Source organism: Kitasatospora sp. MAP12-44 (assembly GCF_029892095.1).
GTDB lineage: Bacteria > Actinomycetota > Actinomycetes > Streptomycetales > Streptomycetaceae > Kitasatospora.
Window position 1 is genome coordinate 6666951 of sequence record NZ_JARZAE010000004.1, and the last position, 25721, is coordinate 6692671.

Below are 25721 nucleotides of genomic sequence, written 5' to 3' on the forward strand. Positions count from 1 at the left end.
GAGAGAGCCGGCGAGGGGGAGCCCGTCGTGCGGGTGCTAGTGGTCGAGGACGACCCGGGCATCGCGCGGTCGATGGTGCGTGGGCTGGAGCGCGCGGGGTACGCGGCGGACGCCGTCGGGACGGGCCGCGCCGCGCTCACCGCGCAGCCCGTGCCCGACGTGGTGCTGCTCGATCTGGGGCTCCCGGACCTGGACGGCGTCGAGGTCTGCCGCCGACTGCGCCGGCACTCCGGGGTGGCGATCATCGTGGTGACCGCACGGGGCGAGGAGGGCGACCGGGTGGCCACCCTGGACGAGGGGGCGGACGACTATCTGGTCAAGCCCTTCGGCCTGGCCGAACTGCTGGCCCGGATCCGCGCGGTGCGGCGGCGGATCCACCCGGCGGCGGCGCCGGGGCCGCTGCGCCACGGACGGCTGACGGTCGACCCGCGCACCCGCCGGGTCACCGTCGACGGCGCGGAAGTCCCGCTCACCGCCAAGGAGTTCGACATCCTGGAGTGCCTGGCGGTCGATCCGGGCCGGGTGGTCGCCCGGCAGCAGATCCTGGAACGCGCCTGGGACGCCCACCGTTATGGCCCGGCGAAGGTGCTGGACGTCCATCTGGCCTCGCTGCGCAAGAAGTTGGGCATACCGGGGCTGATCGAGAACGTCTACGGCCGGGGCTTTCGGCTCGGCGAGCCGCTGGACCCGCCGTGACCCGCCGGATCGCCTGGACGGTCCTGGCGCTGATCGCCGTCCTGCTGGTGCTCGCGGTCGCGCCGCTCGGCTGGCTGCTGACGGAGCGTGAGCAGACCTCGTTCCGGAGCACCGCCGAGGCCGCCGCCGCGAAGCTCTCGGCCGCCGCCGAGGAGCACCTGTCGGACCACAAGTCCGACGCGGCGATGCACCGACGGCTCGACCAGGCCCAGCGACGCGGCGACTGCGCGGCCGTCTACACGGTGGCCGCCCGGCTGCTGGCCCGGACGGCCTGCACCGCCGCCGCCTCCGCCGACGGCGCGACCACCGTGGACACCGCGACCACCGTGGCCACCGTCGACCCCCGGCACCCGAGCCCCGCCGCGGCGCTGGTCGCCGCCACGCTCGCCGACCGCCGCACCCGGACCCGACTGGTCGCCGGCCGGGTGCTGGTGGTGGTGCCGGTGGGGGAGTCGGACGACCTGGCGGGGGTCGCGGTGCTCTCCAGGTCGGCGGACCCGCTCAGCGACCGGACCGAGATGGTCTGGGGCTGGCTCTCGCTCACCTCGGCCGCCGTGCTGATCGGCGGCGCGCTGGTCTCGGTCGGGCTGGCCCGCTGGGTGGGCGGCCCGCTGCACGCGGTGGACCAGGCGGCCCAGCGGCTGGGGCAGGGCGCGCTGGAGGTGCGCGCGCCCGCCGGGGCCGGGCCCCGGGAGGTCCGCCGGCTGGCCACCACCTTCAACACCATGGCGGCCCGCACCGAGGCCCTGGTGCACGGCCACCGCGCGATGATCGCCGACGTCTCGCACCAGCTGCGCACCCCGCTCACCGCGCTGCGGCTGCGCCTGGACCTGCTCGGCGCCGACGCGGACGACGACACCGCCGCCGAACTCGCCGGCGCCCAGGGCGAGATAGCCCGGCTCTCCCGGCTGGTGGACGGTCTGCTGGCCGCCGCCCGGGCCGAGAGCGCGGTGCCCCGCCCGGTCGCGGTCCGGGTGGACGAGGTGGTGCGCGAGCGGCTAGCGGCCTGGGAGCCGGTGGCCGAGGAGCGCCGGGTGGCGCTCACCGCGCGGTGCCGGACGGCGGTGGCCGCCGCACTCGGCGAGGGGGACCTGGAGCAGGTCCTGGACAACCTGATCGCCAATGCCCTGGAGGCGGTGGCCGAGGGCGGCACGCTGCGGATCGAGGCCGCTCCCGGCACCGGCGCCCAGGGCCAACCCGTGGTCCGGCTGCTGGTGGTGGACGACGGACCGGGGATGACCGCCGCGGCGCGGCGCGCCGCCTTCCGCCGCTTCGCCACCGCCCACGTCAGGGGCACGGAGTCCAGCGGGGGCCTCGGTGTCCTCGGCCCAAACCCCTGCGGGTACGGTGGTTCACGCTCGGGCTCAGGTTTGGGCGGTTCCGGCCTGGGCCTGGCGATCGTGCACCGGCTGGCCACCGCGAACGGCGGGACGGTCCGGCTGACCGACACCGCCGGGGGCGGCCTGACCGTCGTCCTGGAGCTGGTACCCGCTCGCCAAAAGTAAGGCCCGAGCCTTCCGGTGCGATGCATCCGGGCCCACCTGCGCGCTTAACCAGACCTGAGGGATTACCTCAAAAATGCCTGGTAGCACGGGTGTTGACCCCTGTTCGCCAACTCTGGTTTGCTTCTGCCCGGCACCACCGGAAACTTGACGCGTCACTATCAACCCTCACTCCGTGACGTCGTCGCGCTGTCGACATTCACCCCTGCCCGGGCCGTACCGCGCTCGGTCGGTACCGGCTGAGGTGAAACGCAATCACCACGTCCGGTGAAGCCTGCCCTTCCCGTTGCATGCACCTGATCCCGTGCCGCCCAACCGGCGGACGCGACATCAGCATGAGAGGAATCCCCCACGATGGGTACACCCCAGGCATCACGCCGCGTGCGCCGGTCGGTCGTCACCGGCCTGGCCTCGCTCGCGATCGCCGCGGCCGGTATGGCCGGCTCCGGCGCGGCCGTCGCCGCACCCCTGGCGACCGGCGCGTCGTCCGCGGCGCAGACCAGCACGGCTGCCAACCCGTACAGCCCGGAGTACCAGCACGCCTACCGTCACGGTGCGCTGCCGACCATTCAGACGAACGCCAAGATGAAGTCGTGGGCGGCATCCCAGGCGACGCCGAACGTGGCGACCGGACCGGAGACGCTGTCCTACGGCGGCGGCACCAACGGTGTCGGCGTCAACGACGGCAAGTCCCAGGTCTACCTGGTGTTCTACGGCTCCCAGTGGGGGACCCAGAGCACCGACAGCAACGGCGACGCGAAGTTCTCCGGCGACGCGGACGGCGCTGCCGGTGCCGCGCAGCAGATGTTCAAGGGCATCGGCACCGGCAATGAGCTGTGGTCGGCCGACCTGACCCAGTGGTGTGACGGCCCGAACGTGGCCGCTGGCGCGACCAGTTGCCCCTCGAACGCCAGCTTCGTGCCGTACCAGGCCGGCGGTGTGCTCTCGGGCGTGTACTACGACAACTCGGCCGCCTCGCCGAGTGCCACGACCGGCAACCAGCTGGGCCAGGAGGCCGTCAAGGCCGCCGCCCACTTCGGCAACACCACGGCCGCGGCCAACCGGCACGCGTACTACGTGATCATGTCGCCGACCGGCACCAACCCGGACAGCTACCAGGGCCAGTACTGCGCCTGGCACGACTACACCGGTGACAGCTCGCTGACCGGTGGCGCGGTGAACTCGCCCTACGGCGACCTCGCGTTCAGCAACCAGCCGTACAACATGGACTCGGGCTCGGGCTGCGGCGTCGGCTTCGTCAACTCGCCCGGAACCCTTGACGGTTGGACGATGACCCTCGGCCACGAGTGGCACGAGATGATGTCCGACCAGTTCCCGGCCGGCGGCTGGACCAACCAGGTCAGCGGCAGCTCGTTCAACGGCCAGGAGAACTCCGACGAGTGCGCGTGGCTGGCGCCCGGCACCGCCGGTGGCGCGGCCATGGTCACCATGGGCACCGCCGGTACCTTCGCCGAGCAGGCGAGCTGGTCCAACGACACCAACGCGTGCTCCATCTCGCACCCGATCGTGGGCGGCGGCCAGGGCAACACCGTCACGGTGACCAACCCGGGCACCCAGAGCGGCACCGTCGGCACCGCCGCCTCGCTGCAGATCAGTGCCTCCGACTCGGGCAGCGCGACGCTGACCTACTCGGCCACCGGTCTTCCCGCGGGCCTGAGCATCAACGCCTCCACCGGCCTGATCTCCGGCACCCCGACCGCCGCCGGCACCAGCTCGGTGACCGTCAAGGCCACCGACAGCACCGGCGCCTCGGGCAGCACCTCCTTCAGCTGGACCGAGAGCGGCTCGACCGGTGGCAACACCGTCACGGTGAGCAGCCCCGGCAACCAGTCGACCACGACGGGCAGCTCGGTCAGCCTGCAGGTCAGTGGCAGTGACTCGGCCAGTGGCCAGACGCTGACCTACTCGGCCACCGGTCTGCCGACCGGCCTGTCGATCAGCTCCTCGGGCCTGATCAGCGGCACCGCCTCCACCGCCGGCACCTACAGCGTGAGCGTCAAGGCCACCGACGCCACCGGTGCCAGCGGCTCGGCGTCCTTCACCTGGACCGTCAGCACCTCCACCGGCTGCTCCGGCGCCGGCTCCAACCTGCTCGGCAACCCCGGCTTCGAGACCGGCTCCGCCTCCCCGTGGACCGCCACCGCCGGTGTCATCAACGGTGACACCGTCTCCGAGCCCGCCCACTCCGGCAACTACGACGCCTGGCTGGACGGCTACGGCGCCGCCCACACCGACACCCTGTCGCAGACCGTCACCATCCCCGCCGGCTGCCACGCCTCGCTCACCTTCTGGCTGCACATCGACACCAACAAGACCAGCACCACCGCGGCCGACAAGCTCACCGTCTCGGCCAACGGCACCACGGTGTCCTCCTTCTCCAACCTGAACGCCAACAACGGCTACTCCCTGCACACCTACGACCTCTCGTCCTACGCCGGCAAGAGCGTCACCCTGAAGTTCAACGGCGTCGAGAACTCCTCCTCGGCCCAGACCAGCTTCGTGATCGACGACACGGGCATCACCACCTCCTGACACCAGCTGTAGGAGCCTGAAGCGCTGCCCCGGGGACGGGAACGTCCCCGGGGCAGCGCTGTGCCATGTCGACATGCGGCGGTTGATATGTGGTGATATCACTCGTTTCAGGGGGCCTTCTGTGCTGCCGACGGGACGGTGGCCTGCCGAGACGGAGCACCCATGACCAACTACCCGCTGCTGGACCTGTTCTGGACGATGCTGGAGTTCTTCCTCTGGGTCCTCTGGTTCTTCCTGCTCTTCAAGATCATCACTGACATCTTCCGCAGTCACGACATGGGCGGTTGGCACAAGGCGGCCTGGACCGTCTTCGTGATCCTGCTGCCACTGGTCGGCATCCTCGTCTACCTGATCGTGCGCGGCGGGTCGATGCACGAGCGCGACCTCGAACAGGCCAAGCGTGCCGATGCCGCCTTCAAGGCCTATGTGAAGGACGCGGCCGGCCCCGACGGCGGCGGCGAGGCCCCGCGCAGCCATGTCGAGGAACTCGCCAAACTCGCGGACTTGAAGACCAGCGGCGCCCTCACCGACGAGGAGTACCAGAAGGCGAAGGACAAACTGCTCGCCTGAGCTCCCGATCCGCCGGACACCTCCCCGCGGGGAGGTGTCCGGCGTTTTTCGGCGCTGCGTCGCAGGTCAGGTGGTACAGACCACCAGTGCGCGCGGATCGCCGGTTTTCCCGTCCGGGCACACCTGCTGCACATTTAACCTGGAGTCAACCTCTATACCTTGACAGCTATTTGGCCAGTGGAAATACTCACGGCCAGCCCCCGCCTCCGCTTTCCCCGAGGTGGCGGTTCCCGGCCCGCCAGGCCGTCGGGCTTCCGAAACCCGTCTTCAACGCGCCTTCCGCCGGCGCGGTATGCGGCATGCCAGGAAAGGCGCCACCGATGAGCACCCCCCACTCCTCCGGAGGAAGAACGGGCCTGCGGGCGAACGTCCTCGGGACGTTCGACACGATCGTGATGGCGGTGGCGGGCAGTGCTCCCGCGTACTCGCTCGCCGCGACCACCGCGACGCTGGCCGGAGCGGCCGGTCTCTTCTCACCGGCCGCGCTGCTCTGGTGCGCGATTCCCATGCTGGGCATCGCCTGGGCCTTCAACTACCTGGGCCGGATCGACGTCAACGCGGGCGCCAGCTACTCCTGGGTCGGCCGGGCGCTGCACCCCTCGCTGGGCTTTATGAGCGGCTGGGCGCTGGTGGTCTCGGCCACCCTCTTCATGGTCGCCGGCTCGCTGCCGGCCGGCTCGTACACGCTCTCGCTCTTCTCGGCGAGCCTGGCGAACAACACCGCGCTGGCCACCGCCGTCGGCGCGGGCTGGTTCCTGGTGATGGCCGCACTGGTGCTGATGGGGGCGCGGATCACCGCGCACGCCCAGTGGATCATGACCGGCATCGAGATCGTGATCCTGGTCGTCTTCGGGGTGGCGGCGCTTGTGCACGGCGGCGGCGCGGCGGTGTTCTCCTGGTCCTGGCTCTGGGGCTTCGGCCACTTCGGCGGAGTGAAGGGCTTCGCGGCCTCCGCATTGATCGCCGCGTTCTACTTCTGGGGCTGGGACGTCACCGCCAACCTCAGCGAGGAGACCAGCAACAGCAAGCGCAACGCCGGTCTGGGGGGCCTGCTCGGCGTGGTCACCGCGTTCGCCATCTTCGAGGTGGTCACCATCTCGGTCAACCTGCTGATCAGCCAGAACGACATCCAGACCAACAGCAGCACGCTGCTCTCCGACATCGGCGAGATCGTCTGGCCGGGCTGGGGCGGCAAGGTGCTGGTCGTCGCGGTGGTGCTGTCGACCATCGCCACCCTGGAGACCACGCTGATCCAGGTCTCCCGCTCGCTCTTCGCGATGGGCCGCGACCGCACGGTGCCCGCCGTCTTCGGCAAGTCGCACCTGCGCTGGCAGACCCCGTGGGTCGCGATCGCGGTGGTCTCGGTGGTCTCGCTGCTGCTCTTCATCGGATCCAACGCGATCGGCTCGGTGAACACCATCCTCACCGCCGCCATCAACGCGATCGGCCTGCAGATCGCCTTCTACTACGCGCTCGCCGGGCTCGCGGTGGTGGTCGCCTACCGCCGACTGCTGCTGAAGTCGGTCTCCAACGCGATCTTCATCGGCATCTGGCCGCTGGCCGGCGCGCTCTTCATGGGCTTCGTCTTCGTCGAGGCGCTCTTCAACTTCACCGGCCTGCAACTGGGCCTGGGCCTGGGCACGCTGGCGCTGGGCCTGATCCCGATGGCCTGGTACTGGACGAAGGGCAGCTCGTACTACCGCCCGGCGCGCCTGGACGCGACCGACGCGGACGAGATCGAGGCGCGCTACGGGGGCAGCGACCTGGCGCTGTCGGGTGCCGAATCGGGGCTCGCGACCGACCTGTAGACACCGGGTGGGCCCGCCCGGTCGGGCGGGCCCACCGTCGGACCCACCCTGCCCGTCCCCAACTGGAGATCGAGAACCCCGTGGCCCGAGCGCGCCGTCCCCAGGCGTCCCTCTACGATCCGACCCTCGGCGACCGGCTCCTCGCCGAAGCCCGCCAGGACGTCCTGGTCGGCCGCTGGCAGGGCGCGCGCGACCTGCTGCGGGACACCGGCCGCGACTGGGACCGCCGCACCCACCGGGTCCGCCTGCTGGCCGATGCCGCGGCCGGCAACCGCACCGTCGAGACCTGGCAGGCCGCCGAGCCGGCCAACCCGGACGCCATGGTGGTGCGGGCCGAGACCGAGGTGATGCGCCTCTTCAACGCCATCGCGACCGGCCCCTCGCCCACCCCCGACCGCGACGCCACCGACCGCGACCGGCTCGACCGGGTGGTGCGGATCTGCCTGCAGGCCGCGGGCGGCTACCCGGACGACCCGATGCCGTGGGTCTCGCTGCTCACCGTGGCCCGCCTCTACGCGGGCGGTCACCCGCACTCCAACCAGTGGTGGCGCGAGCTGCAGGCCCGCGACCACGACAACCGCGAGGGCCACCACCAGGTCCTGCGCCACATCTCCGCGCGCTGGCACGGCTCGCACTCCCAGATGTACGACTTCGCCTGGGACACCGCCTCCTTCGCCCCGCTCGGCTCGCCGCTGCTCGCGCTCACCCAGGCCGCCCGGGCCGAGCACTTCCGCGGCCTGCAGCAGAGCGGCGGCGCGAGCGCGCTCAGCCTCTCCCAGCACTGGCGCAGCGACGTCGCCGTCCGTGACCTGAACCGGACCTGCGAGCGCTGGCTGGCCCACCGCAACTACGAGCTTGCCCAGGACGTCGCGGACCTCAACTTCGTCGCCCACGCCCTGGTGCTGGCGGGCATGAGCGAGCAGGCCAGGTCCGTCTTCCGGCTGCTCGGCAACCGGCCGACCCGGGCCCCCTGGTCCTACACCGACGAGCCGGAGGAACTGTTCCGCCGCTGGTACGAGCGCCTCAGCCGGTGACCCCGGGTGGCCCTGCCCCGGCCCGCCGCCGGCGGCCCGGGGCCGTTACCGGGTAGACAATGGGCTCATGGCCCGGTTGATGGCCCGATCCTCGGCCGCCCTGCCCACCGGTCGCGGTCTGCGCGGCGGGCAGGAGCCCCCGTCTGCTGACGGGGGCAGGCCCCGCCGTCGCTCACGGATCGTGCGCGCGCTGCGCAGCGTCGCCGGCCAGGTGTTCGCGCTGCAGGTGGGCGTGGTCCTGCTGCTCGTTGTGGCGGCGGTGCTGGCCCTGGTCCTGCAGTCGCAGCACGCCAGCACCACGGACGCCCGCGACCGCTCGGTCGCCGTCGCCCAGACCTTCGCCAACTCGCCCGGCATCGTGGCCGGGATCGAGTCGCCGAACCCCACAGCGGTGCTGCAACCGCGCGCCGAGGCCGCCCGGATCGCCTCCGGGGTGGACTTCATCGTGGTGATCAACACCGACGGCATCCGCTACACCCACCCGCTACCGGACCGGATCGGCAAGAAGTTCGTCGGCGACTACCAACCGGCCCTGCAGGGCCAGGTGGTGGTGGAGCAGATCAAGGGGACCATCGGCCCGCTCGTGCAGGCGATCGTCCCGGTCTACGACCCGCACGGCACGATCGTCGGCGCGGTCTCGGCCGGCATCACCATCAGCAAGGTCAACGGCGTGGTCGACCACCAACTCCCGCTGCTGCTCGGCACCGCGGGTGGCGCGCTGGTCCTCGCGATGGCCGGCACCGCGCTGGCCGCCCGGCGGGTGCGGCGCCAGACGCGCGGTCTCGGCCCGGCTGAGATGACCCGGATGTACGAGCACCACGACGCGGTGCTGCACGCGGTGCGCGAGGGCGTGCTGATCATCGCTGCCGACAGCCGGCTGCTGCTGGCCAACGACGAGGCGCGCCGGCTGCTCGCCCTGCCCGCGGACGCCGAGGGCCGCTCGCTCACCGCGCTCGGCCTGGAGCCCGCGGCTGCTCAGCTGCTGGCCTCGGGCGAGGGCGTCAGCGACCGGGTGCTGCTGACCGGGGACCGCCTGCTGGTGGTCAACATCCGCTCCACCGACCGCAACGGCGGGCCGCCCGGCACGGTGGCCACACTGCGTGACTCCACCGAGCTGCACGCCGTCTCGGACACCGCCGACACGGCCCGCCGCGGCCTGAAGCTGCTCTATGACGCCACGGTGGCCGTCGGCACCACGCTGGACGTCACCCGCACCGCCGAGGAGCTCGCCACGGTGGCCGTCCCGCGCTTCGCCGACTTCGTCACCGTCGACCTGGCCGAGGCCGTGCTGCGCGGCGAGGAGCCGGTCGGCGGCAGCGGCGTGCCGATGCGCCGGGCGGCGCTCAGCGGCGTACGCGACGACTCGCCGCTCTACCCTGTCGGCCAGCAGATCAGCATCCTGCCCACCACCCCGCAGGCCTGGAACCTGGACACCGGGCAGGCCGGCTTCGACCCCGACCTGCGCTCCTCCACCGCCTGGCTCGCGCAGGACCCCGAACGAGCCGGCCGGCTGCTGGAGTTCGGCGTCCACTCGGTCGTCCGGTGCCCGCTGCGGGCCCGCGGCGTGCTGCTGGGGATGGCCAAGTTCTGGCGCTGGAACGAGTCCGAGCCCTTCGACGCGGACGACCAGTCGCTCGCCGAGGAGCTGGTGGCCCGCGCGGCGGTCTGCGTCGACAACGCCCGCCGCTTCACCCGCGAGCACGCGATGGCCGTCACCCTGCAGCGCAGCCTGCTCCCGCACGGTCTGCCCGCGCAGAACGCCCTGGAGGTCGCCCACCGCTACCTGCCGGCGCAGGCGGGCGTCAGCGGTGACTGGTTCGACGTGATCCCGCTGCCGGGCGCCCGGGTCGCGCTGGTGGTCGGCGACGTGGTCGGCCACGGCCTGCACGCCGCCGCGACCATGGGCCGGCTGCGCACCGCGGTGCACAACTTCTCCACGCTGGACCTGCCGCCGGACGAACTCCTCGGCCACCTGGACGACCTGGTCAGCCGCTTGGACCAGGACCCGACGACCACCGGCGGCGGCGACCCGGTGACCGGCGCCAGCTGCCTCTACGCGATCTACGACCCGGTCTCGCGGATCTGCACCACGGCCCGGGCCGGCCACCCGCCGCCCGCGATCGTCCACCCCGACGGCACGGTGGAGTTCGCCGACGTACCGGCCGGCCCGCCGCTGGGCCTGGGCGGGCTGCCGTTCTTCGCGGCGGAGCTGCGGGTGCCCGAGGGCAGCCGCCTGGTGCTCTACACCGACGGGCTCGTCGAGGACCGCGAGCGCGACATCGACGAGGGCCTGGAACGGCTGAAGCGCGCCCTGGAGGCCTCCGGCCCCGACCCCGAGGAGACCTGCGACGCGGTTCTGGACGCCCTGCTGCCCGCCCACCCGACCGACGACGTCGCCCTGCTGGTGGCCCGCACCCGGGTGCTCGGTGCCGACCGGATCGCGCAGTGGGAGGTCCCCTCTGACCCCGCCGCCGTCTCCAACGTCCGCGCCGCGGTCAGCCGGCAGCTGGCCGCCTGGGGCCTGGACGAGCTGGCCTTCGTGACCGAGCTGATCCTGAGCGAGCTCATCACCAACGCCATCCGCTACGCGGACGAGCCGATCCGGGTCCGCCTGCTGCTGGACCGCTCCCTGATCTGCGAGGTCTCTGACAGCAGCAGCACCTCCCCGCACCTGCGCTACGCGGCGAGCCTGGACGAGGGCGGGCGCGGGCTCTTCCTGGTCGCCCAGTTCGCCGAGCGCTGGGGGACCAGGTACACCGCGACGGGGAAGGTGATCTGGGCGGAGCAGACGCTGCGGGAGGCAGGGCCGGGCGGGTGAAATTGATTTCGCTTGGGAATTCGCGTCCCGCATTTCCAAGCCCATTCCAGGCTGCCGGCTCGCAGCTGAGACCCGCTTTCCGCGCCGCCCGAAAATGCCCGATACCGTTATTTCACCGATTCCTTCTCTGTGAGGTCGTCCCCATGAGCCTGAGCATTCGGAACCAGATCCCCGGCACCGTCACCTCCGTCACCACCGGCGAGGCGATGGCAGCCGTCAGGGCCCGGCTGGACGGCGGTCAGCAGATCACCGCAGCCGTCACGGTGGACGCCGTCAAGGAACTCGGCCTCGCCGAGGGCAGCGCCGTCCGCGCTGTGGTCAAGTCCACCGAGGTCGCGCTCGCCACCGGTCCGGTGAGCGGCCTGAGCATCCGCAACCAACTCCCCGGCACCGTCAGCGCCGTCACCACCGGCGAGGCGATGGCCACCGTCCGGGTCTCCATCGAGGGCGGCGAACTCACCGCGGCCATCACCCGCGATGCCGTCACCGAACTCGGCCTGAAGGTCGGCTCCCCGGTCGTCGCCCTGATCAAGTCCACCGAGGTCGCCCTCGCCACCGCCTGAACGGGTGACTCCTGGGCGCGCGTTCGGGGTTGGGCAGGGCGGGGGGTTAAGGATCGCTGACGGCCGGGCCCGTTGCCTTCCCCGTGCGCGGGCGGCCGGGAGGCAGTCGTGCGGATTCTGCTCGTCGCGAGCGCGTTCAACAGTCTGACCCAGCGGGTCTTCGTCGAACTGCGGGACCGGGGACACCTGGTGGGTGTCCAACTGGCCCTGGGGGATGACGAGTTGCGCGCGGCCGTGGCCGAGTTCGGGCCGGAGTTGATCGTGGCGCCGATGCTGCGGAGCGCGCTGCCGGCCGACCTGTGGTCCGCGTACACCTGTCTGATCGTGCACCCCGGGCCGGTCGGCGACCGCGGGCCGTCCTCGCTGGACTGGGCGCTGCACGAGGGAGCGGCGCAGTGGGGCGTCACCGTGCTGCAGGCCGACGGCGTGATGGACGGCGGCGATGTCTGGGCGACCGTGGCCTGTGCGGTGCCGCCGGAAGTCGGCAAGAGCGACTTCTACCGCAACGAGGTCTCCGATGCCGCGGTGGAGGCGGTGCTGCTGGCGGTGCGGCGCTTCGGCTCGGGCGGCTACCGGCCCGAGCGGCAGGCCGAGTTGGCCGCCGTCGGGCGCACCCGTCCGTACTTCGCGCAGAGCCTGCGGCGGATCGACTGGCAGCGGGACGGGACGGCGGCGGTGCTGCGCGCCCTGCGGGCAGCCGACTCGCAGCCCGGGGTGCTCGACGAGCTGTGCGGGGCGCAGTGGTTCCTGCACGGCGGCCACCCCGAGGAGCGGCTGCGCGGGCGCCCGGGCGAGCTGCTGGCGACCGGGGCCGGCGCCGTCTGCCGGGCCACCGCGGACGGCGCGGTGTGGATCCCCGAGCTGCGCGCCCGCAGGCTCCCCGGCGGACCGCTCGGGGTGAAGCTCCCCGCCGTCCAGGCGCTGGGGAGCAGGCTGCCGCAGCTGCCCGAGGCCGACGGGTGGCGCGATATCGAGTACCAGGAGGACGGCCCGGTCGGGGTGCTGCGGTTCTCCTTCCCCGGCGGCGCGATGAGCACCGGGCAGTGCCGGCGCCTGCTCGCCGCCTACCGGGTCGCCTGCGCCCGCCCGACCACCGTGCTGGTGCTCGGCGGCGGGCGGGACTTCTTCAACAACGGCATCCAGCTCAATGTCATCGAGGCCGCCGCCGACCCGGCCGAGGAGTCCTGGGCCAACATCCAGGCGATGGACGACCTGGTCGAGGCGGTCCTGACCACCACCGACCGGCTGGTCGTCGCGGCGCTGGGCGGCAACGCCGCCGCGGGCGGGGTGATGCTGGCGCTGGCCGCCGACGAGGTGTGGTGCCGCTCGGGCGTCGTGCTCAACCCGCACTACCGGCTGATGGGGCTGTACGGCTCCGAGTACTGGACCTACACCCTGCCGCGCCGGGTGGGCGCCTCCCTGGCCCGGCGGCTGACCGAGGAGGCGCTACCGGTGAGCGCGGCCACTGCCTGCTCGCTGGGCCTGGTGGACCGGATCGTGGAGTGCGGGCCCGGACGCTTCGCAGCGGACGTCCGGGCCCTGGCGGCGCGTACGGCGGCGCTGGGGACCGTGCAGGAGCGGATCGCCCGGAAGAAGGCGCGCCTGGAGGAGGACGGCGCCGCCAAGCCGCTCGCCGCCTACCGGGCGGAGGAACTCGCCCGGATGCACCGGATCTTCTTCGACCCGAGCCAGCCGTACCACGCGCTGCGCCGCGCCTTCGTCCGCAAGGAGCGCCCGGCCGGCAACCCCGAGCAGCTCAGCTCACCGCCGCCCAGAAGGCCGCAGGGGGAGTCGCGTTGGTCAGCAGGTTGATCGACGCCGGGGCCGTGGTGTTTCCCGTGGTGTTCTGGAAGAACCGGTATCCCGCGACCGGAAGGTTGAGATTGCCGACCGCGCCGCTGCCGGCATTGCGGCCCAGCGACACGGTGCCCGTGTAGCCGCCGGCCATGACGCACGCGTAGAGGTATCCGGGGGTCACCACCTGGGGAGTGATCGGGACCGACTGCATGCCCACCGACTTGAGCACGTTGTCGGCGCTTCCCGCGGCCAGCTGGACGACCGTGTTGGAGCCGGGGCTGAGGTGGTAGAGACCGAAGAAGTTGGTGCCGGGCGTCGTCACGGTCGCGGCCGCGGCGACGTCGAACCAGACGGCCGAAATCGTCGTGACGTACCGCACCGGCAGTTTGACGAAGTACGCGGTACCGGACACCAGGTCCGAGCTGGCGGAAATGGCCGCGGGGTCGTAGGCCCAGGAGATCAGGCCGTGGTCCTCCGCCTGCCAGGTGTTGCCGATCATCGCCTTGGTGTGGGCGTATATGTCGCCGCCGTGCGAGGTCCTGGCGTTCAGGATGATCGGACTGATGGCGCCGTTGTCGACGATGTTGGGCGTGAACTGGGTGTCGTTCTCGATCGTGCCGCCGATGACGGTGGGCGACAGCACCCCGGCCGCGAACCGCAGGTTGGCGACGGCGTTGTCCTCGAGATACGCGTCGGTGATGGTGGTGGCGACGCCGGTGAGTCCCACGTCGATGCCGACCCCGCCGGCTTCCTGGCAGTTCGGCGACTGGAGCGAGCAGGATTTCGCATTGATGTAGTAACCGGTGTTGCTGGGGTCACCGGCCGGCAGGAACACCCGCCCGCCGACCACGTGGTTGTTGTTCGAGCCGTTGCTGATCCGGATCCCGATCGCATTGGTCCCGGCCGCGTTGACCTGGCACCAGTTCACCCAGTTGTAGTAGGCGCTGCCCCCGTTGATATCGATGCCGATGTTCGGCGCAGCGGTCGTGCCGGCGATCAGCAGCCGGGTGAAGTCCGAGTTGATGAAATAGCTCGCATCGATGGCCGTGCCCGCCGCCGAGGCATTCGTCTGAATGATGCCGATATCGCGGATGCAGAAACTCCGCCGTGTCGTGTCACCCATTCCGAAAAGGGTCGGATTGACCGTCCCGTCGAAATGGATGGCCGATGCGTGGCCGGCGCCCTGGAGGGCGACGCCGTCCACCGCGGTCAGCTTGGCCTGGTTGCACACATAGGTGCCGACCTGCAGGTAGACCACGCCCCCGGTCGCCGACAGCGAGTTCAGCGCCTGCTGGATCGCGCTGGTGCTGTCGGTCGCCCCGCTGGGGTCCGCGCCGAACTGGGTGACCGCATTGACCCAGTCGGTGATGCCCTGGCCGGCGCCGGCAGCCGCGGCCGGCGTGTCCGGCATCGCCATCGTGAGCGCGGCGATTCCGGCGGCACCGGCAAAGGTGCGACCCAGAATCGACCGCCTGCTCGTGCTGATTCCGGATTGACCTGATTTGTCGATCGAGTCGCTGGTCACAGCTTCTCCATTCTGTAGGGATCTGAACAACCATCAGTAAGAGGCCGGACGGACCCTACCAAAGAGTCCGCCGGTATCAATTTCTTTTTCCCGGTAAGGTGACTGGTGAGGTCGGGAGGCTGCCATGACCACGATCGAGCGCTACGCCGTCACGCTGCCGGGCACCCCGGGGACACACGCACCGCCCCGGGTGGTCACCGTGACGCTGACCGAGCGGGTGGGCATGGACGGGCGCCCGGTCTACGCGGACGACGCGGGCGAGTTCCTGGTGCAGATCAGCGCCGACGGCATCGCCGAGCCGCTGACCACCGAGCAGGGCGCCGCGACCGCCGCCAAGTGCCTGCACGCAGTCCCGCTGCCGGCGCAGCGCTGACCCCTGCGGGCACTCACTCAGCTCATTCCACGGCCGGGCCGTGCAGCTCGCAGATCACCGCCCAGGCCACCGAGACGATCGGGACGGCGACGACCGCGCCGATCACGCCGGACAGGATGCCGCCGGCGGCCACCGAGAGCGCCACCACGACGGGGTGGATCCGCACCGCCCAGCTCATCACCAGCGGGTGCAGCAGATGCCCCTCGATCTGGCCGATCACCACGATCAGCGCCAGCACGATCAGCGCGGTGACCGGCCCCTTCGCCGCCAGCGCCACCACGGCCGCGACCGCCAGGGCGACCGGCGAGCCGATCAGCGGGATCAGGGTGGCGAAGAACTCCAGCACGGTCAGCGGCAGCGCCAGCGGCACCCCGAGGACCACCAGCGCGATCCCGACCAGGGTCGCATTGGTGGCAGAGATGATCATGATGCCCCGGGTGTAGCCGGCGAAGGTCCGCCAGGCGGCCTGCCCGGCCCGCGCGGTGGCGGCCCGCGAGCCCGCCGGGAGCCGGAGCTGCGCCCAGCGCCACATGGCGTCGCCCGAGTGGATGAAGAAGACCGCGCAGAACAGCGCCAGCGCCCCGCCGGTGGCGATCTGCACCACGTGTCCGGCCTCGTTCACCGCCGTGCTGACCAGCGCCGCGCGGTGCGTGGCGACGAAGGAGCTGAGCTTGGCCTGGAGCCCGGCAAGGGCGCCCGGGTGCAGATGGAACGGCGAGCCCTCCAGCCACTTCTCGATCCGGTCGATCCCGCCGCTGAAGTCGTGGGCCAGCTTGTTCCACTCGCCGGCCACCGTCTCGCCGACCAGCGCGAGCAGCCCGGCGAGCAGCAGCAGCGAGCCCAGCACGGCCACCACGACGGCCGGCACCCGCGGCAGCACCCGGTGCAGCAGGTCGGCCACCGGCCGCAGGATGGCGGTGATCACCAGGGCGACGAAGACCGCGGCCGCGGGCAGCACCAGGCGGCTGACCACCAGCAGCACCGCGTAGAGCGCGCCGCCGATCACCAGCAGCCGCCAGGCGTAGCCGGCCGCCCGCTGCACCCCGGGCCCGACCCGCCCCGGCGGCTCGACCGGCGGTCGCCGGGCCAGGGCGGCCCGGCGAGCGGCGTTCCTGCTGCCCGGCGATCCACTGGGCGATCCGCTCGGCCCTCTGCTCGGCGCTGGCATCCGGCACCTCCTGGTCGGCACGACTGGCGGCGGCTGTGTGAGCCCGACCGGCAAACCGTAGATCGCTGCGGCGCGCCGAGGTCCGCGCGCCACGAGCTACCCCCCGAATGGCTGGCTCGGGGCCGGAACGGCGCAACCGCCCGCCGCAGCCGGGATCCGGCTGCGACGGGCGGTGCGAGTGGTGCAGGTCCTACGGGCGGTGCAGGTGGTTCAGGACTCGCGGCCCGAGGCGTCGTCCACCAGGAAGGCCGTGGTGGGGGTGGCGCCGGTCTCGTTCGAGACGAGCTGCAGACCGATGGTCCGTACCGAAGCCGACCTGGTTGATGAACGGGGTCAGGTCGACCGACTGGTACTGGTAGCCGGGGGTGGAGCCCGCGCTGCTCCAGGTCCTGACCGTGCCGAGCGGCTGGCCGGTGTACTGGTCGATGGCGATCAGCGACAGCGTGTCCGGCTTGGCCGAGGTGTTGGTGGTCTCGGTGTCCAGGTAGAAGGAGAAGTTGGCGGAGGTGTAACCGGGGTACGTGTTCAGGTAGTTGGTGATCGAGTCGGTGTTGCCGGCGTCCTGGCCGAGCCAGGCGTACCACTGGCCCGAGTGCGCCGCGTGCAGGCTGGACGGGGTGATCACGTTGTAGCCGGATGGGCTCCACGCGTCGGTCATCACGGTGTGGTCGACGTCGGCCGAACCGTTCTCGAAGCCGGGGTCGGTCAGCTGCTCGATGCCGCTGCAGCCGTGCTGGCCGCCGGCCGTCACGTCCTCCCAGAAGCCCGCGGTGGCGGTCTTGCCCTGGGCGTCCTTGGCGTTGACGGTGATCCGCTGGTAGCCGCCGGTGCCCGCCGAGCTACCGCTGATGACGCCGGTGCTCGCGTTGATGCTCAGGCCGGCCGGCAGGCCGGTGGCGCTGTAGCTGACCGCCGACCCGGTGGCGTCCGCGGCGATCGCCGGGATCGAGAGCGGCGAGTTGGGGGCGTCGGTCCGGTCGCACATGGTGCTCAGGACGAGGGAGGGACCGGTGTAGATCGGGTCGGAGGCCATGCAGAGGTGGTCGGCGTTGGACCACAGGGTCTGCAGCGGGAACGAGCCGGTCGACAGGTTCTCGGTGAAGAGGCCGCCGTTGGAGCCCTGCGGGATCCAGGCGCACTTGTCGCCGAGTTCCTGGCCGGTGGCGTCGGTCCAACCGCCGGGGGTGTTCGGGTCGGTGACGGTCTCGGCGTACTCGTGGCCGCCGATGATGCCGTAGCCGTCCAGCCGGCCGCGCGGGGTGTTCTCACCGAACCAGTTGGTGCCGCAGCCCGCGACATCGGTCAGGTACGGCATGTTGGTGTACGCCAGCGAGCCGTAGGAGGAGCGCTGGAAGTCGTGCCAGGCGCAGTAGCCGAGCTCGCGCCACTTGTCGGGGTCGGTGCCCTGCGGCGAGTCGATGACGTACTGCACATTGCGGTTCTGCGCCGCGGTGGTGTTGCCGAAGTGCTGGGCGGCGGCCAGGGCCTCGGCGCCGAGCTGCGGCTCGTTCGCCGACTGCGGGGCCGGCGCGGCGTTGTCCACCCAGACGCCGGCCAGCACGCTGCCGGGCGCGGGGTAGGGGATGTGGGCGGCGTTCGACGGGCACTGCATGCTGCCGCTGGCGATGCCCTCGCAGTACTGGGTCAGCACCGCGCTCCAGCCGTCGCCGGAGCTGCCGAGGCCCTTGAAGAAGTCCTGCTGGTACGGGACGGCCTGGTCGGCGTCGTGCGACAGCACGGTGTCGCCGGTGGAGTTGGTGGACGGCGTGCCCCACTGGGAGCCCCAGACCACCAGGTAGACCTTCGGCGCACCGATGACCACACCGGTCGAGTCCTGGCTGCCCTTGTACGTCAGCGGCAGGTCGTACTCGTTGGCGACGTTCCCGTCGCCGCCAGGGCCCGGGTCCGCACCATCGCTGAGCTGCGGCTTCACCGTTCCACCCGAGCCCTTGGCGGCGCCGGCCGGAGCGGGCCTGGCGGCGTTCAGCCGGCCCGCCACGCGCTTGGTCGTCGCGGCGGGAGCGGCCGGGATCTTCGGGGTGCCGGGCTTGGCCGCTATCGCGATGGCGGCGCCGATGTGCGGAGCGGCCGTGGCGGAGAGCGGGTTGACGAGCCCGGCGGCGGCCATGGCCACGACGAGGCTGGTGAACACTGCTCTTTTGCCGCGCCGGAACAGACCGGAGTTGAGTCTGGTCACGTTGACACAGTCCCTTTCAGGTGGGGGAACACGGGAGAGTGCGGTGACGGGCGTTCACAGTGGGAGGCGTTGCGCGGATGCAGGGGGGGATCGAGAACGCGACCGAATCCGGCGCATTGTGACGCTCTATCAGTGCAATACTATATTGCACATGTCGCACTGCGCACAAGAGTCAACACGTTCGCGCACGACTGAACACGGCTAACCTGATGCCAGGTGGGATGGTGACGGAGGCGGGGACCGTGGAGCTCGAGCTGGATCCGAAGCGGCTGCTGGTGCTGCATGCCGTCACCCGGGCCGGCGGGATCGCGGCGGCCGCGCGGGGGCTGGCGGTGACGCCCTCGGCCGTCTCGCAGGCGCTGGCCCGGCTGGAGCAGCAGGCGGGGGTCGCACTCCTCGACCGCGCCGGCGGTCGCCTGGAGCTGACCGAGGCCGGGCGGGCGCTGGCCGCTCGGGGGGCCCGGATAGCCGATGAACTCGCCTCGGCCGCACGGGACCTGGCCGAGCACGGGCAGCTCGGCGGACGGGTCACCCTGGGCGTCACGCTCGGTGTGCTGACCACCGTGGGCACCGCCGTCGTCCCGCTGCTGGCGGCCGGATACCCGGGCCTGACGGTGGAGTTGCGCGAGGCCGAGCACCCGGCGAGCCTTCAGGAGCTGCGCCGCGGCCTGCTGGACGTGGTGGTGCTGACCGCTGACCGCGAGCACGCTCCGCCGGTCCCGGACGGCGCGCAGTGCCGGGTGGCGATGGAGGACGAGTACCGGCTGGTGGTGCCGGAGAGCTGGTCGCCGACCCCGGTGTCGGTCGCGGACCTGGCCGGACGGCCGTGGATCAGCGCCCCGCCGGACTCCGCGCGCGGCCACGCCTTCGCCCGGTTCGCCCGGGAGCACGGCCTACGGCCCGCACGCGAGCATCTGGCGGTCACCGCCGCCGCCGTGCGCGCCATGCTGGCGGCCCAGTTGGGAGCGGTGATCGTGCCGGCCAGCTCGGCCGCGCAGCAGGAGCGCCGCACGGTGACCGGGATCCCGGTCACCGGCACGTTCGAAACCCGTGTGCTGTACCGGAGTTCGGCCGGTGAGCCGTCGCCGGCGGTGGGCGCGGTGCTGCTCGCACTGCGGCAGGCGGTGCTCGACTCCGCCGAGCGGCTCGCCGCCCGCGGCGTGCTGGAGCGCGAGCCGATCGTCAAGCAGTCCCTCTGGGGACGTCCTTAGAACGTGGCGGTCCCCCGCGGAGTGGCGCGCTGGGTCTGCGCCGCCGCCACCGTCCAGTCCGGGTGGCCGGGCATCGGCGGGGTGCGGGTGCCGTAGAGCCAGTCGCCGAGGAAGCCGCTGAGATCCTGCCCGGAGACCTCGGAGGCGACGGCGATGTAGTCCTGGGTGCCGGCCGTCCCGCTGTGGAAGCGCTGCAGGAAGGTCCGCTCGATGCGCTGGAAGTCGGCGTCGCCGACTTTCTGGCGCAGTGCGTACAGGACCAGCACGCCGCCCAGGTAGCGCTGGCTGTCGAAGAGGGTGGCCGGCGCGCTCGGCGCGGCCACCGGACCGGAGTCGTGGCGCCACTGGTCGCCCTGGGCGTAGGTGTCCCGCATCCGCTCGTCGAGCGAGTCCAGCCCGAGCGAGTCGGGCCAGCCCTGGTCGTAGCGGTAGAGCAGCCCGTAGTAGTCGGCGTGACCCTCGTTCAGCCACAGGTCCGCCCAGGTGCTCGGGGTGACGCTGTCGCCGAACCAGGAGTGCACCAGCTCGTGCATCATGTGCGAGCCGATCTCGGCCTCCGGCTGCTCGAGGAAGCCCGGCTTGTAGAGCGTCAGGGTCTGCGTCTCCAGGCCGGTGAAGGCGAACGCGTCCGGGTCGTCGGTGTTGACGGGCAGCAGGCCGTACGACTCCAACGGGAAGTCCCCGAGCCGCTGTTCGATCCAGCCGAGCTGGCCGGGCGTCAGCGCCAGCGCCGGTTCCAGCGCGGCCGCCCGCGCGGTCGGCACGACGTCGCGCAGCAGGACGCCGGCCGGCCCCTGCCGCTCGCGCACGGTGTAGCGGCCCACCGTGACCTGCACCAGCTCGGTGGCCATCGGCTCGCGCGAGGTGTACGTGCGGGTGGTGCGCCCCTGCTGCTCCGTGCTGCCGTCCAGCGTCCCGTTGGCCACCCCGAGCAGCTCGTCCGGGGCGCTCACCCGGATGGTGAACTCGGCCTTGGCGCCGGGGACATCGTCGCAGGGGAACACCGTGTGCGCGCTGTCCGGCTGCCCGGCCACCGCGAACCCGTCGGGGGTGGGAACCCACCCGCTGTGCGGCAGCTGTGCCCGCGGGTCGGCGGTGTAGCGCACCTGGACGGTCAGTACGGCGCCGGCCGGCACGGCCCGCGCGGGGGTGATCGCCAACTTCTCGTCGTGCAGCGCGAATCCGGCCGGCTGCCCGTCCACCAGCACGCTGTGCACGGCAAGACCCAGGCTGTCGAGCTCGAAGCGGTCCAGCGGTCGGCTGCTGCGCGCGGTGATGGTGGTCGTCCCGTCGACGGTCCTGGTCGCGGGCAGATAGCTGAAGTCGAGGTCGTACCGCAGCGCCCGGTACCCGCTGTTGCCGAGCCCCGGGAACACCGGGTCCGGCGCGCCCGCGCCTGCGGCCGCCGCGGGCAGGGTCCCCAGCCAGCAGACGGCCGCCAGCGTGAGCGCGCCGAGGGGAGAACAGCGGGAGAGGGGCATGCGGATCACCGTTTCTGGTTGGCCCCCCGGCGGATCGTAGACGGACCGGGGGACCAGGTCTCGGTGCCATGCCGCAGGCATGGTCCGGCCGTCGCAGCGGGGTGCTGCGACGGCCGGGGGGAGTGGGTGCGATCAGGGGGCCGGGTGGGCCTTGGCGGGGTCGTCGTGGACGCACGGGCCGTCGGGCCACGGGCAGTCCGGGTGCTCGTCGACGGCGGCCGGATCCTGCGTCGGGTTCGCGGCCGTGCTGCCTGTTATCGCTGTCATCGGGTGTCCTTCCTTGGGCTATAAGCACCGACGACAATGCACCGGCGGGCACCGATATTGCCTGATCGGGCACCAAAAAATGCGATTTGCCGGTCTCGGAACCGTCAGAATAGGGATTGTTCAGAACGCGCCCGACCGGTGCGCGAAGGTGGCCTCGGACGGAGCGATCACTGATGACGGACACCCCGCCGACCGGCTGGCTCGACGCCTTCTGCGCCGAGCTGCGCGGCCACCGCCGCGGCGCACCGAGTACCTCGACCGTGCTGACGGCACCGTGGTGCGGCCCCGCGCTCGGCCTGTCCTGGTATCGGCGGCTGCTCGGCGGCGGAATTCGCCCGCCGCAGGTGGCCGTTCTGCGGGGCGGCGAAATGGTTCCGGCGCTGGATTTCTGCCGACCCGGGAAAAGCGCCGCGAATTACGCGGTTCCGGTGGCCGACCCCTTGGCGCTTATCCGGCAGCTGGAGGACGGCTGCACCGTGCTGCTGCCGCGCATCGACCAGTGGAACGCCGAGGTGGCCGCGCTGTCCGGCGCGCTCGGGCGGCTGCTCGGCTGCAAGGTCGAGGCCTCGCTGTCCGCGACCGCCTTCGGCGCCGAGCGCCTCGCCGCGCGCCACGAGGACGGCGACCTGCTGCTCGTCCAGCTCAACGGCGCCAAGAGCTGGCGCATCCACCCCGGCCCCGGCGCCGACGTCCTGGACACCGAGCTCACGGCGGGTCGGCTGCTCTACCTGCCGCGCGGCTCCGCGCACGCGGCGACCGGCAGCGAGGGGCTCTCGGTCCACCTCACCTTCGCCCTCCGCGACCACGACGCCCGCCGCCCCCAGCCCGCCACCCGCCAGCTCCTCCTGAGCGCCGTCCCGGCCTGACCCCTCGGTCAGGCCGCCGCTTCCGCCGCCGCGCTCTCGCGCTTCTCCCGGGTTTCGCGCAGCTCGCGGCGGAACAGGACCACCCAGCCGGCCGGGATCAGCAGGGCGAACAGCCACCACTGGATGGCGTACGGCAGGTGCACGCCCTTGCCGACCACCGCGTCGTCGCCGGACTGGCTGCTGTTGGAGCCGCTCGGGCTGGGTACCTGTTCGGCCTGGTCGGAGGCCGGCGGGGTGGGGCTGGTCGCCGTCAACTCCAGGTAGCCCGCGACCACCGGTTCGGGTAGCTGCTTGGCCTGCTGCCCGCTGTTGATCAGCATGTACTGCCGCGGGGGCATCCCGTAGCGCTCGCGGATGCCGGTGGAGGCGCTGGTCTCGTCCGGCCGCAGCCGCCCGGTCACGGTCAGCTGCCCCGAGGGAGCGGGCGGCACCGGCGGGTAGTCGCTCGCCGAACCGCCGCCGGCCGGCGCGACCCAGCCCCGGTTCACCAGCACCGCCTCGCCCTGCGCGGTGACCAGCGGCGTCACCACGTAAAACCCGATCGAGTCGCCCGCGGCGTCGGTGCGCTGGCGGACCACGAACTCGTGCGCGGTGTCGTAGTGCCCGACGGCGGTGACGGTGCGGTACGTGTCGTCGGCCGGCACGGTGCCGCCGGGCTTGGAGATGACGTCCATCGCCACCGGCGGCGCGGCCAGGCTGGCGTTGATGCTCCCGTTCTGCCGGTTGGTCTGCTGGTAGCGGTGGAACTGCCAGAGACCCAGCCAGGTCATGGCGGGAATGAGCGCGAGGAAGACGAGGGTCAGGATCACCCACCGCCTCGTAAGCAGGATGCGGAACACCACACGACGGTACCTCCGTCCCCGCACGGTCCCGCCGCTGCCCCCCAGCGTGGCCTGCGGCGAGGACGCTCAGAGTGAGGCAGAAGCGGTCGTGGGCAGATAAAAACGATCGAATGTGATCGGCGCGCATGGTCCGTGCACGGCGGAGGAAGGATCGGCCTGGTGCCGGGGCGGTCCGGGCCTGCGGCGCGGAGGGGCGGGGCTGGGGGATGGGGCAGGTCGAGCGGTTCGTGGGGGTGTCGGTCAAGCTGACCGGGTTCGACGAGGGGGAGCTGGTCGCGACGGGGATGGCCGGCGAGTATCTGCGGGTGGTCGTGGAGCGGCTCGGTGCGGAGCGGTACGGGCGGCTGGCGCAGGCTCTGGAGCAGCGGGAGCCGGCGGAGCTGGGGGAGCCGGCGGACCGGGAGCTGCTGGCGGCGGCCCGGGCGGTCACCCAGCTGTGGTACCTGGGGGCCTGGCCGCTGGAGCCGGCGGCCGTGGTGTCGGCGCGGGCTTACGAGCAGGGACTGGTCTGGCGCACCTTCGACGGGCGCGCGCCCGGGACGCAGGGGGCCGGGCCGGGCAGCTGGGCGCTGCCGCCGCAGGCCGTGGCGCGTGGGGGTGCGGGACGATGACCGCGGAGCGGTTCGACGCGGTGGTGGTCGGCGCCGGGTTCGCCGGGTCGCTGGTGGCGGATCGGCTGGGCAGGCGCGGATGGCGGGTGCTGGTCCTGGAGGCCGGGGCCGAGCAGCCGCCGGCCGAGCAGCTTCAGGCCTTCCGGACCGCCGTCGCCAAGGTGCCCGGCTCGGCGCTGGCGCCCAACGCCGTCGTCCCCTCGCCCGAGGTGCTGGACCTCGCGGCCCGTGACGGCGGCGGCCACCGGGCCACCGGTCACCTGCTGCAGAATGGTGAACTCCCGTACGGCAGCGGCTATCTGCGGGCCAACGGTGGCAGCGGCCTGGCCTGGACCGGGCTCACCCCGCGGATGCACCCCGAGGACTTCCGGGCCGGTGACTTCGGGCCCGCTCGCAGCTGGCCGATCGGCTACGACGAGCTGGAGCCGTACTACCGGGCCGCGGAGCGCGAGATCGGGGTGGCCGCCGACGCCGACGAGCAGCGGGTGCGGGTCGGCCTGCCGCTGCCGGAGGGCTATGTCTTCCCGATGCGGCCGGTGCCGCCCAGCTATCTGGACCAGGTGGTGGCGGCGGGGCTGGACGGCCGGTCCGTGCGCGATCCGGCCGATCCGCGTCCGACGCCGGTCGAGTTGCGCGTGGTGGGCACCCCGTCCGGCCGCGCCACCACCCCGGCCACCTTCCCGGCCACCGCCGAGGCGGCCGAGGCAGCCGAGGCGGCGGCCGACCGACCGGCCTGCGCGGGGAGCGCGAGCTGCATCCCGGTCTGCCCGACGGGCGCCAAGTACACGCCGCTCAGCACGCAGCGCCGCTGGCCGCCCACGGTGCAGCTGCGCACCCAGGCGGTGGTCAGCCGGGTGCTGGTGGACGCCGGGGGCCGCGCCACCGGCGTGGAGTACCAGGCGTACCGCGACCCGGCCTCGCCGCGGCACACCCGGCACACCGTCCACGCGGACGTCGTGGTGCTGGCCGCGCATGCCGTCGAGAACGCCCGGCTGATGCTCGCGGGCGGCCTGGCCAACAGCAGCGACCAGCTCGGCCGCAACCTGATGGACCATCCGGTCCTGCTCACCTGGGGGCTGATGCCCGAGCAGACAGGCCCCTACCGTGGCCCGGGTTCGACCTCCGGCATCGAGGGTTTCCGGTTCGGCGCGGCACGGGCGCACCGCGCGCCGTTCCGGATCGAGATCGGCAACTGGGGCTGGAGTTGGGCCGTCGGGCCGGTGGACGGCGACATCGCCGAGCTGCTGCACCGCGGCGACCCGGCCGCGCCGACCGGCATCGGGCTGTTCGGCAAGGAGCTGAGGCAGGCCGCGCGGGACCGGATCGGTCGGCAGTTCGCGCTGCAGTTCGAGATGGAGCAGGAGGCCGATCCGGCCAACCGGGTCACCCTGGACCACGCCCGCCGCGACCTGCTCGGCAACCCGCGCCCGGTGCTGACCTATGGGCTGTCGGACTACGTCAAGCGCGGGATGGCGGCCGCCAAGGCGGTCTCCGACCAGCTCTTCGCCCTGCTCGGGGCCGAGGACCACACCGCCCACCACCCGGGCCTGCCAGGCTACTTCGAGTACCAGGGCGCGCCGTTGCGGTTCCACGGCGCCGGCCACGGCGCCGGGACCCACATCATGGGCGACTCGCCGGCCACCTCGGTGGTCGACAGCGCCCAGCGCTGCTGGGACCACCCCGGCCTGTACGCGGTGGGGTGCGGCAGCATGCCCTCGGTCGGCACCTCCAACCCCTCGCTCACCATGGCGGCCATGGCGCTGCTCAGTTGTGAGCGGATCCACCAGGATTTGACGAACCGTCACCGGATATCCCTGTCCACCTGATCCCACAAGGAGC

At 72.2% G+C, this 25721-nt stretch carries 20 protein-coding genes; 14 read left to right on the forward strand and 6 right to left on the reverse strand.

What is annotated here, in order from left to right:
* Positions 1–27 precede the first annotated feature (27 nt).
* The 9 genes from P3T34_RS30275 (at position 28) to P3T34_RS30315 (ending at position 13356) form a co-directional block, all read left to right on the forward strand.
* Entirely contained in the window at positions 28–696 is a 669-nt protein-coding gene (locus P3T34_RS30275; RefSeq protein WP_280669209.1) for a response regulator transcription factor, read from the forward strand.
* Positions 693–2201 (forward strand): HAMP domain-containing sensor histidine kinase, encoded by a 1509-nt coding sequence (locus P3T34_RS30280; RefSeq protein WP_280669210.1) that lies wholly within the window; start codon positions 693–695, stop codon positions 2199–2201. Before P3T34_RS30275 ends, P3T34_RS30280 begins: the two co-directional genes overlap by 4 nt.
* Before the next feature lie 351 nt (positions 2202–2552).
* A complete protein-coding gene (locus P3T34_RS30285; RefSeq protein ID WP_280669211.1) occupies positions 2553–4751 on the forward strand; it encodes a putative Ig domain-containing protein in 2199 nt (732 codons plus the stop codon).
* 162 nt (positions 4752–4913) lie between these two features.
* On the forward strand, positions 4914–5321 hold the full coding sequence (locus P3T34_RS30290; protein ID WP_280669212.1) for an SHOCT domain-containing protein: 408 nt from the start codon (positions 4914–4916) through the stop codon (positions 5319–5321).
* A 320-nt stretch (positions 5322–5641) separates the two neighbouring features.
* Positions 5642–7129, forward strand: coding sequence for an APC family permease (locus P3T34_RS30295; RefSeq protein ID WP_280669213.1), 1488 nt, complete (start codon positions 5642–5644; stop codon positions 7127–7129).
* An 80-nt stretch (positions 7130–7209) separates the two neighbouring features.
* Positions 7210–8163, forward strand: a complete 954-nt coding sequence (locus tag P3T34_RS30300) for a hypothetical protein (protein WP_280669214.1) — start codon at positions 7210–7212, stop codon at positions 8161–8163.
* A gap of 67 nt (positions 8164–8230) precedes the next feature.
* On the forward strand, positions 8231–10981 hold the full coding sequence (locus tag P3T34_RS30305; protein ID WP_280669215.1) for a SpoIIE family protein phosphatase: 2751 nt from the start codon (positions 8231–8233) through the stop codon (positions 10979–10981).
* Between the two features lie 143 nt (positions 10982–11124).
* A complete protein-coding gene (locus P3T34_RS30310) occupies positions 11125–11544 on the forward strand; it encodes a TOBE domain-containing protein (RefSeq protein WP_280669216.1) in 420 nt (139 codons plus the stop codon).
* Positions 11545–11652: 108 nt separating this feature from the next.
* Positions 11653–13356, forward strand: a complete 1704-nt coding sequence (locus tag P3T34_RS30315) for an enoyl-CoA hydratase-related protein (protein ID WP_280669217.1) — start codon at positions 11653–11655, stop codon at positions 13354–13356.
* Here the strand turns inward: P3T34_RS30315 and P3T34_RS30320 are convergent.
* Positions 13301–14866: a glycosyl hydrolase family 28-related protein gene (locus tag P3T34_RS30320; RefSeq protein WP_280669218.1), complete on the reverse strand. Its 1566-nt coding sequence runs from the start codon at positions 14864–14866 to the stop codon at positions 13301–13303. The two genes, P3T34_RS30315 and P3T34_RS30320, sit on opposite strands and share 56 nt — an antisense overlap.
* 124 nt (positions 14867–14990) lie before the next feature.
* Between P3T34_RS30320 and P3T34_RS30325 the strand changes: the two genes are divergently transcribed.
* On the forward strand, positions 14991–15239 hold the full coding sequence (locus P3T34_RS30325) for a DUF6296 family protein (protein WP_280669219.1): 249 nt from the start codon (positions 14991–14993) through the stop codon (positions 15237–15239).
* Positions 15240–15261: 22 nt separating this feature from the next.
* Here P3T34_RS30325 and P3T34_RS30330 read toward each other — a convergent pair whose 3' ends face one another.
* Together P3T34_RS30330 and P3T34_RS30335 are read right to left on the reverse strand one after the other, a co-directional pair.
* On the reverse strand, positions 15262–16407 hold the full coding sequence (locus P3T34_RS30330) for an AI-2E family transporter (RefSeq protein ID WP_280669220.1): 1146 nt from the start codon (positions 16405–16407) through the stop codon (positions 15262–15264).
* 190 nt (positions 16408–16597) lie between these two features.
* Positions 16598–18604 carry an Ig domain-containing protein gene (locus tag P3T34_RS30335; protein ID WP_280669221.1) on the reverse strand — a complete coding sequence of 669 codons (2007 nt, stop codon included), beginning with the start codon at positions 18602–18604 and terminating at the stop codon, positions 16598–16600.
* A gap of 242 nt (positions 18605–18846) precedes the next feature.
* Between P3T34_RS30335 and P3T34_RS30340 the strand changes: the two genes are divergently transcribed.
* Entirely contained in the window at positions 18847–19815 is a 969-nt protein-coding gene (locus tag P3T34_RS30340) for a LysR substrate-binding domain-containing protein (protein WP_280669222.1), read from the forward strand.
* Here the strand turns inward: P3T34_RS30340 and P3T34_RS30345 are convergent.
* Entirely contained in the window at positions 19812–21296 is a 1485-nt protein-coding gene (locus P3T34_RS30345; RefSeq protein ID WP_280669223.1) for a M1 family metallopeptidase, read from the reverse strand. The two genes, P3T34_RS30340 and P3T34_RS30345, sit on opposite strands and share 4 nt — an antisense overlap.
* 132 nt (positions 21297–21428) lie before the next feature.
* Positions 21429–21563 carry a hypothetical protein gene (locus P3T34_RS30350; RefSeq protein ID WP_280669224.1) on the reverse strand — a complete coding sequence of 45 codons (135 nt, stop codon included), beginning with the start codon at positions 21561–21563 and terminating at the stop codon, positions 21429–21431.
* A 173-nt stretch (positions 21564–21736) separates the two neighbouring features.
* On the opposite strand from P3T34_RS30350, the gene P3T34_RS30355 reads away from it, so the two are divergent.
* Positions 21737–22429, forward strand: a complete 693-nt coding sequence (locus tag P3T34_RS30355; protein ID WP_280669225.1) for a cupin domain-containing protein — start codon at positions 21737–21739, stop codon at positions 22427–22429.
* Between the two features lie 8 nt (positions 22430–22437).
* Here the strand turns inward: P3T34_RS30355 and P3T34_RS30360 are convergent, their stop codons facing one another.
* Positions 22438–23238, reverse strand: coding sequence for an SURF1 family protein (locus P3T34_RS30360; RefSeq protein ID WP_280669226.1), 801 nt, complete (start codon positions 23236–23238; stop codon positions 22438–22440).
* A gap of 239 nt (positions 23239–23477) precedes the next feature.
* Here P3T34_RS30360 and P3T34_RS30365 point away from each other — a divergent pair, with 239 nt between their 5' ends.
* A complete protein-coding gene (locus P3T34_RS30365) occupies positions 23478–23882 on the forward strand; it encodes a hypothetical protein (RefSeq protein WP_280669227.1) in 405 nt (134 codons plus the stop codon).
* A complete protein-coding gene (locus P3T34_RS30370) occupies positions 23879–25708 on the forward strand; it encodes a GMC family oxidoreductase (protein WP_280669228.1) in 1830 nt (609 codons plus the stop codon). The genes P3T34_RS30365 and P3T34_RS30370 overlap by 4 nt, the downstream gene beginning before the upstream one ends.
* The last annotated feature ends 13 nt before the right edge of the window (positions 25709–25721 follow it).